General features: G+C 57.1%; 15 protein-coding genes. 1 reads left to right on the top strand and 14 read right to left on the bottom strand.

Features of this window, described 5'->3' with window-relative positions; translation table 11 throughout:
• Window positions 1-8: 8 nt before the first annotated feature.
• From VAE55_RS08700 to mraZ, 14 genes are all read right to left on the bottom strand, one after another.
• Window positions 9-1,079, bottom strand: coding sequence for a D-alanine--D-alanine ligase family protein (locus tag VAE55_RS08700; RefSeq protein ID WP_322815396.1), 1,071 nt, complete (start codon window positions 1,077-1,079; stop codon window positions 9-11).
• A 143-nt stretch (window positions 1,080-1,222) separates the two neighbouring features.
• Window positions 1,223-2,116, bottom strand: coding sequence for a UDP-N-acetylmuramate dehydrogenase (murB, locus tag VAE55_RS08695; protein ID WP_322815395.1), 894 nt, complete (start codon window positions 2,114-2,116; stop codon window positions 1,223-1,225).
• Window position 2,117: 1 nt separating this feature from the next.
• Window positions 2,118-3,542: a UDP-N-acetylmuramate--L-alanine ligase gene (murC, locus tag VAE55_RS08690; protein ID WP_322815394.1), complete on the bottom strand. Its 1,425-nt coding sequence runs from the start codon at window positions 3,540-3,542 to the stop codon at window positions 2,118-2,120.
• A complete protein-coding gene (locus VAE55_RS08685; protein ID WP_322815393.1) occupies window positions 3,539-4,183 on the bottom strand; it encodes a hypothetical protein in 645 nt (214 codons plus the stop codon). The genes murC and VAE55_RS08685 overlap by 4 nt, the downstream gene beginning before the upstream one ends.
• A complete protein-coding gene (locus VAE55_RS08680; protein WP_322815409.1) occupies window positions 4,180-5,307 on the bottom strand; it encodes a UDP-N-acetylglucosamine--N-acetylmuramyl-(pentapeptide) pyrophosphoryl-undecaprenol N-acetylglucosamine transferase in 1,128 nt (375 codons plus the stop codon). Before VAE55_RS08680 ends, VAE55_RS08685 begins: the two co-directional genes overlap by 4 nt.
• A complete protein-coding gene (gene ftsW, locus VAE55_RS08675; protein ID WP_322815392.1) occupies window positions 5,243-6,517 on the bottom strand; it encodes a putative lipid II flippase FtsW in 1,275 nt (424 codons plus the stop codon). Before ftsW ends, VAE55_RS08680 begins: the two co-directional genes overlap by 65 nt.
• Window positions 6,518-6,564: 47 nt before the next feature.
• Window positions 6,565-7,365 carry a rhomboid family intramembrane serine protease gene (locus VAE55_RS08670; protein WP_322815391.1) on the bottom strand — a complete coding sequence of 267 codons (801 nt, stop codon included), beginning with the start codon at window positions 7,363-7,365 and terminating at the stop codon, window positions 6,565-6,567.
• Window positions 7,349-8,764, bottom strand: a complete 1,416-nt coding sequence (murD, locus tag VAE55_RS08665) for a UDP-N-acetylmuramoyl-L-alanine--D-glutamate ligase (RefSeq protein WP_322815390.1) — start codon at window positions 8,762-8,764, stop codon at window positions 7,349-7,351. Before murD ends, VAE55_RS08670 begins: the two co-directional genes overlap by 17 nt.
• Entirely contained in the window at window positions 8,764-9,867 is a 1,104-nt protein-coding gene (mraY, locus tag VAE55_RS08660) for a phospho-N-acetylmuramoyl-pentapeptide-transferase (protein ID WP_322815389.1), read from the bottom strand. The genes murD and mraY overlap by 1 nt, the downstream gene beginning before the upstream one ends.
• Window positions 9,864-11,315, bottom strand: coding sequence for a UDP-N-acetylmuramoyl-tripeptide--D-alanyl-D-alanine ligase (locus tag VAE55_RS08655; RefSeq protein ID WP_322815388.1), 1,452 nt, complete (start codon window positions 11,313-11,315; stop codon window positions 9,864-9,866). The genes mraY and VAE55_RS08655 overlap by 4 nt, the downstream gene beginning before the upstream one ends.
• Window positions 11,316-11,499: 184 nt before the next feature.
• Window positions 11,500-13,317: a penicillin-binding protein 2 gene (locus tag VAE55_RS08650; RefSeq protein ID WP_322815387.1), complete on the bottom strand. Its 1,818-nt coding sequence runs from the start codon at window positions 13,315-13,317 to the stop codon at window positions 11,500-11,502.
• Window positions 13,318-13,323: 6 nt separating this feature from the next.
• Window positions 13,324-13,692 (bottom strand): hypothetical protein, encoded by a 369-nt coding sequence (locus tag VAE55_RS08645; RefSeq protein WP_322815386.1) that lies wholly within the window; start codon window positions 13,690-13,692, stop codon window positions 13,324-13,326.
• A gap of 23 nt (window positions 13,693-13,715) precedes the next feature.
• Window positions 13,716-14,621, bottom strand: a complete 906-nt coding sequence (gene rsmH, locus VAE55_RS08640) for a 16S rRNA (cytosine(1402)-N(4))-methyltransferase RsmH (protein ID WP_322815385.1) — start codon at window positions 14,619-14,621, stop codon at window positions 13,716-13,718.
• Window positions 14,621-15,052, bottom strand: a complete 432-nt coding sequence (mraZ, locus tag VAE55_RS08635) for a division/cell wall cluster transcriptional repressor MraZ (RefSeq protein ID WP_012256658.1) — start codon at window positions 15,050-15,052, stop codon at window positions 14,621-14,623. Before mraZ ends, rsmH begins: the two co-directional genes overlap by 1 nt.
• A 214-nt stretch (window positions 15,053-15,266) precedes the next feature.
• Between mraZ and moaC the strand changes: the two genes are divergently transcribed.
• Window positions 15,267-15,758: a cyclic pyranopterin monophosphate synthase MoaC gene (moaC, locus tag VAE55_RS08630; RefSeq protein ID WP_322815384.1), complete on the top strand. Its 492-nt coding sequence runs from the start codon at window positions 15,267-15,269 to the stop codon at window positions 15,756-15,758.
• The last annotated feature ends 137 nt before the right edge of the window (window positions 15,759-15,895 follow it).

The following is a 15,895-nucleotide window of genomic DNA, read 5'->3' as shown; positions in this document are numbered from 1 at the left end:
TCTATCTCCTACCGCCTGGCACGCTCCAGTGCCAGATCAACCAGTCGATCCAGCAACTGAGCGTATGACAGGCCGCTTGCTGCCCACATTTTGGGGTACATGCTGATCGGGGTAAACCCGGGCATCGTATTCACTTCATTCACCCAGAGTGTGCCTTGATCGCGGTCGAGCAGAAAATCTACTCGCGCCAGGCCGGCCCCATCAATGGCCTGAAAAGCCCGAATTGCCAGTTTCTGCACCTGCGTGATCTGCGCTGGGCTGAGATCGGCAGGTACTATCGTCTGCGAACCGCCGTCAATATATTTGGCGTGATAGTCATACCATTCGCCGGCAGGAATGATCTCGCCGGGAATACTGGCAACGACCTCATCATTCCCCAGCACCGAGATTTCAATTTCGCGTGCCGAGATACCCTGTTCGACGATAAGCCGCCGATCATAGCGAGCCGCTTCGTGGAGACCGGCCAGCAATTCGGCCCGATCACGAACTTTACTCACTCCTACGCTACTACCGAGGTTGGCCGGTTTCACAAACATCGGATAGTGCAGGGCGGCCTCAAGCCGGGCACACAGGCCAGACTCATCAGCCAGTTCGCTACGACGCACCAACACCCACGGCAACACCGGCAGGCCGGCAGCGGCGAACGCAGCTTTCATCAGACCTTTATCCATCCCGACCGCACTGGCCGCCACGCCACACCCGACATACGGCCGACCGGCCAGTTCAAGTAACCCCTGAATGGTGCCATCTTCACCATACGGGCCATGCAAAACCGGGAATATGACATCAGCCGCAGGTAGCTCCCATCCCGGTGCGCCAACGCGCCCAAGCGCATGTACTGGCCCCGCGGCAACCTGCGCCGCACTGGCCGGCAACCGGGCAGGATCGGCTTCGGTCATCAGTTTTGCCAGTGCCCCAGGCCCATGCCACCACTGACCGTCTTTGCCAATACCGATCGCTTCAATCTGGTAGTGCGCCGGATCAAGATTGCTCATCACGGCGTGGGCTGATACTAATGACACTTCGTGCTCGCCACTTTGCCCACCAAACACGACGGCAACGGTGATCGCATTGGTCATTCATTGCCTCCTCTACCACACGTATCGATCGGTGAGACGATCGTTATCTACAACAACGAGCATAGCAATCAAATTTTACTTATTGTTTCGTTTATACTGATCACTTTTCGGTATTTCATTCACTATTTTGATCATCTTAGCCTCTAAATAATCCGCACTTCGAGCTGAAGCGTAATCCCAAATTGATCAGCAACTTTCGTGCGAGCCAGATCAATTAACGCCAAAATATCGGTGGCCCGGGCCTGCCCACGATTGATAATGTAATTGGCGTGCAATGTACTAATCTCTGCATCACCGATCCGTACACCCTTGAGACCGGCAGCCTCGATCAGACGACCGGCAAAATCCCCTGCCGGATTTTTGAAGACACTGCCGCACGAACTACCTGCCGGTGTCTTCTGTTTGCGTTCGGCAGCAATCGCTTTCATCCGCGCCGTCAATACCGCCGGATCGCCGCGCTGCAAGCGGAAGCGGCCGGCCAGTACCAGCGGTGGGATGTCGGCATGCAGCAGTTGTTTGAGTACACTCTCGCGATACGTGTATGCCAGATCGTGTACCGACCATTCAACGCATTCGCTACCATTGAGCAGCAGATCAGCAGTCATGAGCACTTCGGCTACACTCCCGCCATAACAACCGGCATTGCCAACAATCGCGCCACCGACCGCACCGGGCAGACCCTCGGCCCACTCCAGACCGGCCCATCCCATTGCCGCCAGCCGCCGGGCCGTTCCGGCCATTGGCGCACCGGCTTCAACCCATATTTCAGCAGTCTCGCCGTGTTCGATCAGTTCCCAGCGTTGCCCGCGATACGCCGCAATCACGCCGTCAAATCCTTCGTCGCGTACAAGTAAATTCGTTCCGCGACCGATCCAGATCAACGGCAACTGCTGCTCTCTGGCCCAGGCCGCCAGCGCAATGGCTTCATCGGGTGTGACCGGCTCGGCATAATAGCGCACCGTTCCTCCGACACGCCACGACGAATGGCGCACCATTGGTTCATCGGGGTATAACGTTACCGGTAATGCAACTGGCATTTCATCTCTCCTTTGACATTGCGCTGCACTGTTCGAGAAACGCTGCTGCCACCTGATCACTATCACCGGCTCCCAGGGTCAACACGACATCACCGGATTGCGCTACCGCAAGCAGTGCGGATGGCGCGAGCGCCGATGGGCCGACGTAGTGCGCCGAAATACCGTGTGCAATCAGATGGTCAACCAGCGACTGGGCCAGCGCGACCGGATCGCCCTGCTCGCGGGCCGGATAAATATCGCCGACCAGCACAACGGCCGCCTCACGACACGCTGCCGGCCACTGATCCCAGAGGCTGTGCGTGCGACTGAAGGTGTGCGGTTGCAGATAGACGATGAGTCGTCGATCCGGATAGCGTTGACGGGCAGCCAGAAGCGTAGCCTGCACCTCGGTCGGGTGATGGGCATAATCGTCAATCACCGTGATCCCACCAACATCACCCCGCCACTCAAACCGGCGGCTACTGCCACGATACTCTGCCAATGCAGTGACGGCTGTACGCAGATCGGCGCCCCATAACGCAGCCGCTACCAGTGCTGCGGTTGCATTTCGTACATTATGCACACCAGGAATAGCCAGCGTGACTGTTGCGGCCAGCCGTCGTCCGAACGAACGCCGGTCGTAGTACCAGAGATCAAACTGTTGACCGGTAGCAGTTTCTGTCACCCCACTTGCCGTCCAATCGAGTGGAGCCAGCCGACAAGAGACCGGATCGGTGGCAATGTGCTCATCGATCCCGTATAGACGGGCTTCGCTCTGTTCGACGAGGGCGAGGGCACCGGGATCATCGGCGCAGACCAGCAACCGGCGTGGATCGCGCACCTGGCGGGCAAAGGCGGCAAAGGCTGCCGTGTACTCGGATGGCGTGGGGTAGACATCGGGATGATCCCATTCGACATTGGTAATAATCGCCAGCGCCGGTGTCAGCGCCAGAAAGACCCGGTCGTATTCATCGGCTTCGATCACCAGTGGTGCTTCTGGATCGCCCCATTGTGCGCTCCCACCCAGCGCCGGCACATCAGCACCGATTAGAAAACCACACCTGATCCCGGCACCACGCAACGCCAGCGCTGTCAATGCGGTTGTTGTGGTCTTGCCATGGGTCCCGGCGATAGCAATCACCGGGCGCTGTTCTGACCACAGACGCCACAAGTCGGCCCGACTCAGGCGAGGGATCCCCGCCGCCGCAGCCGCCTCTAATTCAGGGTGGGTGCCACGAATTGCTGCTGTCGCCAGAACAACATCGGCACCCTGCACATACGCCGGATCATGACCACGCCAGACCTGTACACCCCGGGCCTGGAGTGCAGCCGTAGCGTGGTTTGCGGTCAAGTCCGAACCGCTCACTGTATGACCCTGGTCGAGCAGCAGATGGGCAATCGAACTCATCCCTGCTCCGGCAATCCCGATGATATGATAGTGACTCACGGTTTCCAAACCTTCGGAAAGTTGAACAAAATAATCAACCCTAAAATCATGAAGAAGATCGCAATCAGCGATGGTAGCAAAATACTCACGTCGGGCAATACATTCAACAATGTGGCAATCGGTCCCTCGAGAATGCCACCATTGTTCACAAACTCGCGCCAAAAAACCACTGCGGCGTTTGTCCACAGCAGAGCGATCAGCGCACCGACAAACAAGCCTAATGGCCGGGCCAATCGCTCCTTGGGTGGGCCTTTCCAGGCCGCTTTACTATCGAAAAACATACCTAACAGGATCAGTGCAATGAACGTCATCAGCCGAAAGAAGAGCGGAACCTGAAATCCCGGTGTGATCAACGGATCCAGTGGTGGTACCAGTGAAGGATCATTGCCGATCAGAAAGGCCGCAAATCGTGGTGCATTGACCCATATGCGATTGATCAAACCGACAATAAAATCGCCACCCTGAACACAGGTGACATAGGCAATAATCGTCCAGAGTGCTAGGGTCAACAGGTTCCGCATACCCTGCTGATAGCCGGCATATCCGCCCAACGCCATCAGGATGAGCAAAATGGCTACACCATTCAAATTGAGTGTAATGACCGGCTGCGCAAGCGGGATTATCATCCATTGCTCAATCATGCTGAACTCCTCGATGCGAGGTCAAGTAGTGCTGTGGCCAGTCTCTGCGCCGCATCAGGACGGGCCAGAGTACGGCTGCGTGCTGCCATCTGCTTCCGCCACTCCTGATCGATCACCAATTGTCGTATTGCGTTCGCCAGTGGCCCCTCTGCGGGCGTTCCGTCACCAAGCATTGCATGATCGGCCACCTTCAGCGCGGCACCACGTTGAACCAGATAATCGGCATTCTCATCCTGATGAACATACGGGTATGGTACCAACACCGCCGGCAGACCAACCGCCGGCAACTCGGCAAGGGTTGACGCTCCACTCCGGCAGACAGTAACATCCGCAGCCACAAGCGCGGCTATCATACTTTGTGCATGCCCACTCTCCAGGTAGGGGAAGAGCAGATAGCGTGCACGCAGGGCCGGATCGAGCCGAGCTGCTACTTCTGCTAACCAGACCTGATCTCCTTCCCGTCCGCAGACATGAATAATGGTACAGAGTGGCAGCAAAGTCGGCAGGAGGGCAGCGATTGCCTGATTAATACTACGTGCGCCTCGACTACCACCATATACCAGTAACACTGTTTGATCCGGTGGAATACCAAATGCGACCCGCGCCGTTGCCCGATCAGTGGTAAACAATTCATCCCGTACCGGATAGCCGGTCACCAGCGCTCGCCGATCCCCCTCACGCAAGCCCAACCGTGGCAATGAGTCGCTGACATTGACCGCTGTGAGATCGGCAATGCGGCTGAGCATGCGCACCGCCAGCCCTGGCACAACATCCGGCAGATAGATCATTGTCGGCACCCGGCGCAGCTTTGCTGCCACAAAGAGTGGCACACAGACATAGCCACCGGTACCCAGAATAGCCGCCGGTTGCTCGCGAGCCAGCAAGTGCCCGGCTGCGATCACACCGCGCAGCAGTGTGATCAGGGCACGAGTTGCCTGAACCGGCCCCCGACTACGCACCGCGGCTGCCGGTAATGCATGAAAAGGCAGATGGCTTTCCCGCGCCACGATGCGCTCTTCCATTCCCCCAACACTCCCCACGTATACGACGTGTGCCTGATCAGCGAGAGCGTGGGCGACTGCTAGCGCCGGATAGACGTGACCGCCAGTGCCGCCACCCGACAGAATGAGGCGTAATGTCTTTGTCGGCAGCGGATGCGACTGAAGTTGTGGTATGTGCGTTTGACTGATCGACATGGCGAGAAATATTCAACAGGATACCGGTAGCCATAAGACAACTAATCAACGATGAACTGCCGTATGACAGGAACGGTAGCGTGAGACCGGTAAACGGTATCAGCGCCACGGTGACTGCCATATTCACGAACGCCTGAAACACGATCCACGACGTGATACCCACCGCAACCAGGGCGGCGAAGGGAGATGGCGCACGCGCAGCAATCCGATACCCACGTACCGCAATAATCACAAAGACTACGAGGACGGCCAGCGTGCCCAGTAATCCCCACTCTTCACCGATAATTGCGTAGATTGTATCAGTATGTGGCTGCGGAAGCCAGAGATGCTTTTGCCGGCTCATCCCTACACCCTGCCCGAACAGACCACCACTGCCAAAGGCGTAGAGTGAATGAATGATCTGATACCCTTCCGTACTGGCCCGCGACCAGGGATCGAGAAAAGCCTGCCAGCGCCCACTGCGAAAAGTGACGATCAGGGTGAAGAAGGCAAGCGATGCCAGCAACGCGGCCCCGGTCACATGCAACAGATTTGCACCGGCAGCAAAGAAAATGGTGCCGCCAATCATCAGAATGATAATCGTGGTGCCTAAATCCGGCTGCAACATGATCAGACCACAGATAAACCCCAGTATCACTGCAAACGGCACCAGACCATATGCAACATCCCCCAACCGATGACCACGTCGAGAGAGCCAGTGGGCGAAGTAGATAATCACGGCCAGCTTGACAAATTCGGCGGGTTGAATGCTCAAGACCCCCAGCCATCCTTCACCAAAACGAATCCACGACCGCGAACCATTCACCTCGGTCATACTGGCCGGTAAGATCAGCACCAGTACCAGCAGCACTAACGCCACTGCCATCAACTGAATCGAATAGTGTTGCCAGACCCGATAGTCGATCCGTTGCATGACCCACAGCGCTACCAGACCAATCACTGCCCCGGTTGCCTGCCGCAACAGGTAGTAGAATGGATTACCATAAAATACCGAAGCCTCAACAAAGCTGGCACTGTAGACCATAATCAGACCAAACGCAGTTAACCCAATCACGGTAGCCAGTAATATCCGATCTGGCGAGTGATGTGTGAGGTCAAAGAGCAAATATGTTGGGCGCGGTCTATCACTCTCGACCATACTCCTCTTCTTTCCTTCACAAAACTCCAACTTCCCAATCAACCACGCTACGCCGGCGTTACCAGGCGTACCAGGACAATCATCACCAGCGCAATTGCAACCACCCACAACCAGCCCTGCATCGAGAAGCGGCGAATGAACAATGGCGGAAAAAAGCGTAGATCGATAGTCAATCGAGGGGCAAGTGCAATACCAATGACAATGCCACTGAGCAATCCACCAAGATGACCCCAGTTATCGATGACACCCTGGGCTGCAAAACCAATCAACAGATTAATCAAGGCAATTGCCACAATGCCACGCACCTGATCTTGACCGAACTCACCCAATACCCGGCGGTTGAGATAATAGAACACACCCAGCCCACCAATCAGACCGAAGATTGCCCCACTCGCTCCCACTGCCGGCGCCGGTGAGAGAGCGTATGACGCGATACTGCCACCGAGTCCACTGATCAGATAGAGGGCGAGAAAACGGCCATGACCATAAAAACGTTCGGTCTCTGGCCCCAGCACCGAGAGCGCATACCCGTTGAAGAAGATATGGATCAGGTTTGCGTGCAGGAACACAGCGGTCAACAGCCGCCACAGTTCACCATCGGCAATCCGCTCGTTGATCTTCGCCCCCAGGACTGCCAGTACCGGAAATGCCGGTTGAAAGAACGATCCACTGAGCACACAACTCAGAACGTAGACAATCCCTATCGCCCAGATCAAACTCTGGGTCACGAACGGACGGGGTGGAGGTGGGGGAGGCTTTTCCGGCAGATCGGGGCGAAGGCCAAACTCGCGCTCGGCTCGACGCAGAAATGCTTCAATATCGTCGGATTCATCAGGTGGACGGGTCATACTTCTGCTCCCCGGAGCGACCGCCAGCCAACTCGCGCACGATCTGGCGAAACGCCTCACCGCGGTGAAACTCATTCCGAAACATGCCAAAACTGGCACATCCGGGCGAAAACAAGACTGCACCACCAGGTTGAGCAAACGAGCGGGCTGTTGCCACCGCGGTAGATAGATCGGCAAAAGGCCCGGCAAGCGGCAATTGTGGTGCGCGCTGGCTCAAGAGTATCTGCAATCGTGGCGTTGCACTTCCCTGTACCAACACGACTGCCGCAGCGCCCTGCGCAATGGTATCCGCCAGGTATGCCAGATCAAGGTCTTTATCGGCACCACCGGCAATCAACACAATTGGCCCCGCGACAGTCGCCAATGCAGCCGATGTTGCTGATGGATTCGTCGCCGTTGTATCATTGATATACCGCACGCCATCAATTGTTGCGACCAGCTCCAGCCGGTGTTCAACCGCCGTCATCCTACGGAGGGCAGTTACGATCGCTTGCGGTTCGATCCCAAAGTAGTAGGCCAGCGCAGCCGCCGCCAGGGCATTAGCCAGATTGTGAGTGCCGGGTAATTGCAGATCAGAACGATGCGCAAGTATCACATCGCGATAGCGCAGATACCCATCGGCATCAACCGTTGCATCAGCCGTTGGATCAGAGAGACTGAAGCTGATAATACCACGTCGGCCATTTCCCCAGATTTTGGCCTGTTCTGGAGGTAAAACCGCAATCCCATCTTCATCCTGATGCGCCATGATCTGACGCTTGGCGTTGGCGTAAGCCGCAAACGAGCCGTGCCAGTTGAGATGGTCAATGCCCAGATTGGTCAGCAGGGCATAATCCGGGCTTAACCCGGCTTCACCGAGTCGTTCGAGTTGAAAACTGCTCAGCTCCAGCACAACCGGTGTCTGTGGCCCGATCTGTGCGAGAGCCTCTAAGGCCGAAATTCGCAAATTCCCGGCGACAACCGCATCAGGGTAGCGTTGCCGGATCATCGCTGCCAGCATCAGGGTTGTGGTCGTCTTGCCTTTCGTGCCGGTCACTCCTAGGATAGGGCCGGGGCAGGCTCGAAAGAAGAGGGTCATCTCAGTTTCGACTCTGACCCCATACGACCGGGCGAGCGCCAGCCAGGGTGAGTCGGGGCGCACCGCCGGATTAACTACCAGTAGATCGGCGGCCTGAATATCTTCGGCCCGATGTTCGCCCAATGTGTAGTGCACCTGCTTCCCGATCTCGGCGGCAAATGCATCAAGTTGGGCTTTCGGTTCGGCGAGCATCTCAGCCGAAGCGAGATCGGTTACAGTCACCTCGGCACCATGGCGCAAGAGCCAGCGGGCCACGCCCAGGCCGCCGCCGTGAACCCCAAGCCCCATAACGAGCACCCGTTTTCCTGCCACCGCTATCATTACCGGCTCCCATCACCTTCAATCACAATGATCCCCGGTTGATCGACCTGTAACCCTGTCGCAGGGGGGCCAAAAATCAGCGCCAGCGAGATACCAACCATTGCGGCCACGGTGCCGATCAAGACGAAGCGCTGCGTCACTTGCGGTTGACTCCAGCCGAGCAATTCAAAATGGTGATGGAGTGGCGCCATCTTGAAGATACGCCGACCTGCGCCGTACCGCCATTTTGTCCATTTGAAATAGCCGGTCTGAATCATGGTGGATAACGCTTCCACCACAAACACGATCCCTATCACCGGTAAGAGTAACCACTGCTGCGATTGTAATGCCACCACAGCCAGGGTCGCACCGAGCGCCAGGGCACCCAGATCACCCATAAACACTTGCGCCGGATAGGCGTTATACCAGAGAAAGGCAGCGCAGGCACCCACTACGGTGAAGCAGAAGGCCATCAGATTGGTCAAGCGTGGCTCGGCGAGAAACGTTATCACGCCATACGCCCCAAAGGCGAGCGTCAGATTCCAACCGGCCAGGCTATCGAGACCGTCTGTGATATTGACCGCATTCGAGATAAAGACAATGATGAGCACTGCAATCGGAATAAACCACAACCCGATATTCACTTCACCGACGAACGGAATCTGAACGAGACCTTCGTGCTCCAGACCATACGGCTGCGGCAGGTAGAGCGCCAGGCTAGCTACAAAGGCGACAGCCATCATAATCCAGAACTTAAAGCGCACCGTAAAGCCGTGCGTCTTTGAGCGGGAACCGGTCAGCGAAAGCCAGTCATCAATGGCACCCAGGACGGCAAAACTCACCATCACGCCCAGAGGCAGCAGCATTGACCAGCGATCAACCAGGTTGAATAAGATCGTCAGGATCAACACGGTGCTTACGATCATGATGCCGCCCATGGTTGGCGTGCCCACCTTGACCAGATGACTCTGGGGGCCATCCGGTCGGATACGCTTCCCCAATTTATGTTGGCGGGCAAAGCGCACCCACCATCCGCCGATGATCAGGGCCAACACGAACGCTGCCGCAGCAAGCAAAAGGGCACGCGCCATATCCTGAACCAGCACTGCACGAAGGACGCTCACGCAATTTCTCCTGTGTCGTTACGAGTAGTAGCCTGCAAGGCGGTAACAATCGTCTCCATCTGTACGCCGCGCGACCCTTTGATAAGCAGGTGGTCACCGGGCTGGATGTACCGGTTCAGCAAGTTGATCGCCGCCTCATTATTGTCGCATACCAGAATCTGCTCTGCCGGCATTCCGGCTGAACGTGCTGCCTCGGCCATGGTATGCGCCTGTCGCCCAACGGCAACCAGCACATCGGCCATCGTTGCCGCCGCTGCCCCTACCTGCTGATGACCTTCAACGCTGGCTGCACCCAGTTCGAGCATTTCGCCTAACACGGCAATCCGTCGCCCTTTGGTTTCGGCCAGTACCTGAAGCGCAGCAATAGTCGAAAGTGGTGCCGCGTTGTATGTATCATCGATGATAGTCACACCGTTCCGTCCGGTTACAACTCGCAGCCGCAACTGATCACCAGGTTCGTGCAGCCCTTCAGCGATGGCTGCCCAATCCAGCCCCAACACCAGCCCGGCAGCAATTGCTGCCAGCGCTGTATAGGCGTGGTGGCGACCGATCAGTGGTGTGGTCAGGCGATGACTCTGACCTTCATAGCCAACCGTCAGCTCGATCCCGTACAATCCGTGACTCACCACATCAAGTAAACGCACATCGGCGTTTGGCGCGTAGCCGTAGGTCAGCACCCGAGCAGCAGTGCGACTCGCCATTGCCGCTACCCGGTGGTCATCGGCATTAAGGATACACCAGCCATCGGCAGGCAACGACTCGGGCAGTTCGGCCTTTGCATTCGCAATGGCCTCGATACTTCCCAACCGTTCCAGATGCGAAGGGCCAACATTGGTCACAATACCGATCTGAGGGCGGGCAAGCGTCGCCAGAAAGCGAATCTCACCCGCCGCCCACATCCCCATCTCGAGCACTGCCACTTGATGGTCGGCAGTCAGCCCGAGTAAGGTTGCCGGTAACGTCACCTCACTATTAAAACTACGTTGACTTTTTAAGGTGCGCAGGTGTCGGCTACAGACCGCCGCCACAACCTCTTTTGTCGAGGTCTTGCCCACACTGCCGGTGATCCCAATCACCGTCGGCGTGAACATCTGTCGATGGTAGACGGCCACGCGCTGCAAGGCGAAGAGCGGGTCATCTACAGCTATGAGGAGACATGCGTCAGGCGGAACGGTTGCCAGAGTCTGAGCCTGCGCCGGTTCGATCAACTGCCAGGGGCGAGCGACTGTATCGAGATTGGATGCCAGCGCAGTCACTTTTTCTGGTGAAACCAGTGCCGCCGCAGCACCGCACGTCACCACATCGGCCAGAAAACGGTGTCCATCGGTACGTTCGCCGGTCAATGCCACAAAGAGCGATCCCGGCGTTACCTCGCGCGAGTCGGTTACCACTGGGCCAATCTGAGCATTGGCCCAGGACGGCGGCAGCGTTACCGCCTGTCGTGTCACACGAGGTTGTACTCCGTACAATAAATTGTCGAGCCTGATCAATGTGCCCTCCCCAAGCCGTTGCCGAAACCAACCGTCTTGCGGAGGCCATTATAGCATCTCCCTTTCGCCGACCTCTATCGGTAGAGGTCGGCACAAGCTGATAACAAGCTGAAACCCGCCAGATGAACATCTTCCTGCCCCATTACGGTTGCCCTGGACTAACCAGGCTACGATCAGGCGGTATATGCGCGTAGCGTAACAACTGCTCGACCACGTTGTAATAGACCGGAATAGCAGTAAGTACGCCGAGCGTATCTTTCTTTGGTCGATCAATCTTCACCAGTACGACAAACCGCGGTTCATCGACCGGGGCAATGCCCAACACCGAACCAATCGTGTAGACGGGATCGTACCCCCCGCCGGGTAACGGGATCGAGGCCGTTCCCGTTTTGGCGCCCACCCGATAACCAGGTACAAGCCACTGGTCACGCCAGTTACCGGTGCGCGGCCCCCAAATCACCGGTGCGTAGTGATTCGCCGACTCGACCATCATCTCGCGCACCGCACGAGCCACGTCTGGGGTCACCGGTCGGGCAACGACTTGTGGCTCCGTGCTGACACATGCATTGTTGCGGCAAATCTGCTGCACCACATAAGGCCGCATCATCACCCCATCATTCGCGATGGCACCGGCAGCTTGTACCAACTGCAACGGGGTTACTGAAATCCCCTGACCGTAGGCGTTGGTCAAAAAGGTGAGCGGATTGTAGCCAGCACTACCATAAAAATTAACAATCCCGCTCTCCTCGCCCGCCAGATCGACGCCGGTCGGCTGACCAAAGCCGAAGCGCGTCAAGACCCGGTAAAAGGTCTCTGGCCCAACCAACTCATTAAATTGCAATGCCGCCACATTGCTCGAATAGTAAATCATCCCGGCCAGCGTCAGCGGGCCGTGGGGTGCCGCATCAAAATTGCGCAAGACCTGACCGTAGCGTACCACCCAACCCGGATCGTCAACCGTTGTCGTTGTCGTTACCACCCCTGAACTGAGGGCCGCCGCCGCCGTCACCATCTTAAAGGTGCTGCCCGGTTCGTAAATCGTACCGATTGCCGGGTTACGTCCATACACCTCAGGTGGATAGTCTTGCCAGCGATTCGGATCGAAGAATGGCCAGTTGGCCATTGCCAGAATAGCGCCACTGCTTGGGTCAAGTACGATAATTGTACCGCCATCGGCGTTCTGCTCATCGATGGCTTTCTGAAGCTCTCGTTCCGCCACCTGCTGAATAAATGGATCGATAGTCAACTGCAAATCGGCACCATTCTGCGGTGGCAACGTGCGGGCCAGGCTGGTTGCAATCGGGTTGCGATTCGGATCAAACTCACCTTCGATCCGCCCTTCGGTACCACGTAGCAATTGATCGTAGTAGGCTTCGATCCCGCTGACGCCCTCACCATTCAGGTTTAATGCACCGACGACCTGAGCCGCAGAGATACCCTGCGGATAGAAACGCATCGGCTCGTAGACCAGCCAGAGACCGGGCAACTCCAGTTCGGCAACCTGCGCCGCCACCTCTGGCTCAAGCCAGCGCACTAGACGCACCCACTGCCGATCCGAGCGCAACGCCGATAAAATCTGATCTGCCGGCTGATCGGTCAGGCCGGCAATCAGCACTGCAATCTCCGCCTTGCGGGCAGCAGGCACCTGGGGCGGCACAGCGAACAGGCTCTGGCGTTCGACATCCATTGCCAGCACTGTCCCACTGGCATCACTAATCTGTCCACGTCGCGGTGCCAGCAAGGTCGGCGTCTCAATTTCCAGCCGCGCCTTACGAGCGAGGTCGTTGCTACGCACCACCTGGAGATCAACGAGGCGAACAGCGATGATAATTGTTATCAGAAAACAACTTGCCAGGAGCACCTGCAAGCGCCAGCGCGGTAGTGGCTTGCCTGCGGGAACCGGCGTCGTTGCTGCCGTCGTTGGCGTTGTCACAGATGAGCGGCGGGTCGTAGCAGCCATAGCAGGTTACTCATCAAGTGGCGGTAAATCGGGAATACGAACATACCGCACCTGATCGGGTGTCGGTGTGCGAAAACCCAGTTCGGTGGCCCGTTTCATGCGTGCTTCAACCGACTGGACGCGGGCCATCTGCTCTTGTAGCCGCGAAAACTCACGATTAAGCTGCACCTGCTGCTGTCGCAAGCCAACCAGCTCATAATTCATGCGGGTCACCAGACCACTCTGCACCAGTGTCAACAGGCAGAGCAGGCAGAAGATGAGGCTCAACAACAGCATATAGCGTGCTCCATCGAGTCGCAGGTAGCGTGAAAGGTCAACCCGTCGCAACCGCACTCGGCCCATAATGGCTGGAATGTGTTCAGTTCGTACTGCCATACCTCTATCCTCTCAATGACCCGCTATCCGATCCGGGCAGCAACCCGTAGCTTCGCACTGCGCGCACGTGGATTGTTGGCCACTTCCGCAGCCGTCGGCACTATCGGCTTCTTCGTTACAATTGTTAGCCGTGGTGTCTCTCCAGATGCTTCGGCCCGTAGAAACTGCTTCACGATACGATCTTCCAGCGAATGAAAACTGATCACCGCCAATCGACCACCCGGTGCCAATAGATCGACCGCCTGGGGTAGAGCAGCCCGCAACCGATCAAGCTCCTGGTTTACCGCAATCCGCAAGGCTTGAAACGTGCGGGTTGCCGGATGAATACGACCATGACGCCCACCGACTGCACGCACAACGACCTCGGCCAGCTCTGCCGTGCGTTGAAAGGGTTGAGTTCGCCGATGCTCAACGATTGCCCGTGCAATGCGGCGGGCAGCATGCTCTTCACCATACAAAAAGATAATGTCGGCCAGTTCGCATTCGCTCAATCTGTTCACCATATCGGCAGCGGTCAAGCCCTGTGTTGGATCAAGCCGCATGTCCAGAGGACCATCCGCCGCGAACGAAAAGCCGCGTTCAGGCGTATCAAGCTGGTATGACGACACCCCCAGATCGAACAGAATGCCATCAAAAGCGCTAAAACCGGCAGTAGCGGCAAGCGTTGCCAGATCGGCAAAAGAGCCATGGCAGAGCACAGCCTGTTCGGTCAGACCGGCTGCCTGCAAGCGAGCAGCAGTTGCCGCAAGTGCAGCGGGATCGGCGTCAATCCCCAGCAACCTGCCACCAGGCTGCGCTGCCTGCAACACCGCCAGCGCGTGCCCTCCACCACCGACGGTTGCATCGAGATACCGCCCGGCGGGGCGCGGTGCCAGCATCGTCAGCACCTCGGTTAATAGAACCGGTGTATGCTGGAACGTTACCGCCATCAAATCCCCAACTTCCGCATCTGTTCATCGAAGTGTGGCCCCTGACTTTCCAGACGTTGTTGCACCTCACGCCAGCGCTCAGGTGCCCAAACTTCAATAAACGCATCAAGCCCAACCAGCAACACCTGATCGGTCAACCCACCGGCTTCACGCAGATTCTGCGGCAACAAAATCCGTCCCTGGCGATCCATCTCCTGTTCTGAAGCACTGGCGAAGAGTAAGCGGCGCAGCATACGCGCATCTTCATCCACCAGCGACAACGCACTTACCCGCCGGGTCAGATCATTCCAGTAGGGCAGGGGAAAGATGAGCAGACAACGGTCAAAACCACGGGTCACCACCATCCCACCGGCCAGATCGGCACGAAAACGTGCCGGGATGGCCAGGCGTCCCTTCTCGTCGATGGTATGCTCGTATGACCCAAGAAACACCGGTTACGACCCTTTTCCGTAAGGAGTGTGGGATTTTCTCCCACTTTTCCCCACTTTTCCCCACCTGTCGCCACATTATAGCCGACTCCTTGCCACGTTTCAAGCCAGTAAAGCATCTACTTGCATAACAATTTGATTGAAATTCAGATATATGCAGAAGATCGTGTAGAATATTTGAGCGGATCACAGGTAACAATTACAAAAAGGGGAACACATGAGCGAATCGCACAACGAATTGACCCATCTCGACGCTGCCGGCCACGCTCGCATGGTAGATGTTGGTGATAAGGCCGTCACTGCTCGTGAAGCGGTGGCCCGTGGCCGGGTGGTGATGCAACCGGAAACACTTGCCCTGATCATGGATGGCAAACTCCCCAAGGGCGATGTGCTGGCCGTAGCGCGGGTAGCCGGCATTATGGCTGCGAAACGAACTGCCGAATTAATACCACTGTGCCACCTGCTCAATCTGAGTCACGCCAGCGTACAATTCACCCCTGATCCGGCAAGCAATGCCCTGGAAATTGAAGCAACCGTGCGCTGCCAGGGCCAGACCGGGGTCGAAATGGAAGCACTGACCACCGTCAGTATCGCCGCTTTGACGATTTATGATATGTGCAAAGCGGTCGATAAGACCATGCAGATCGACCAGATTCGCCTCATCGCCAAGCGCGGGGGACGGAGTGGCGACTGGCAGCGTCCACGGTAAGATGATCCGCAAGAATCCGCGCCATCCGCGTATATCCGTGTTGATCATCGATGGAACGCGGATGGATGCGGATTGGGCGGATGGACGCGGATAGGCGGTAAGGTAATGCGCGGCTATCTGCGGGGGGCATCGGAACG

It is taken from the genome of Chloroflexus sp. (genome assembly GCF_034432675.1).
In the GTDB taxonomy this organism is placed as follows: Bacteria; Chloroflexota; Chloroflexia; order Chloroflexales; family Chloroflexaceae; genus Chloroflexus.
This window is presented reverse-complemented; position numbering and strand designations above follow the sequence as displayed.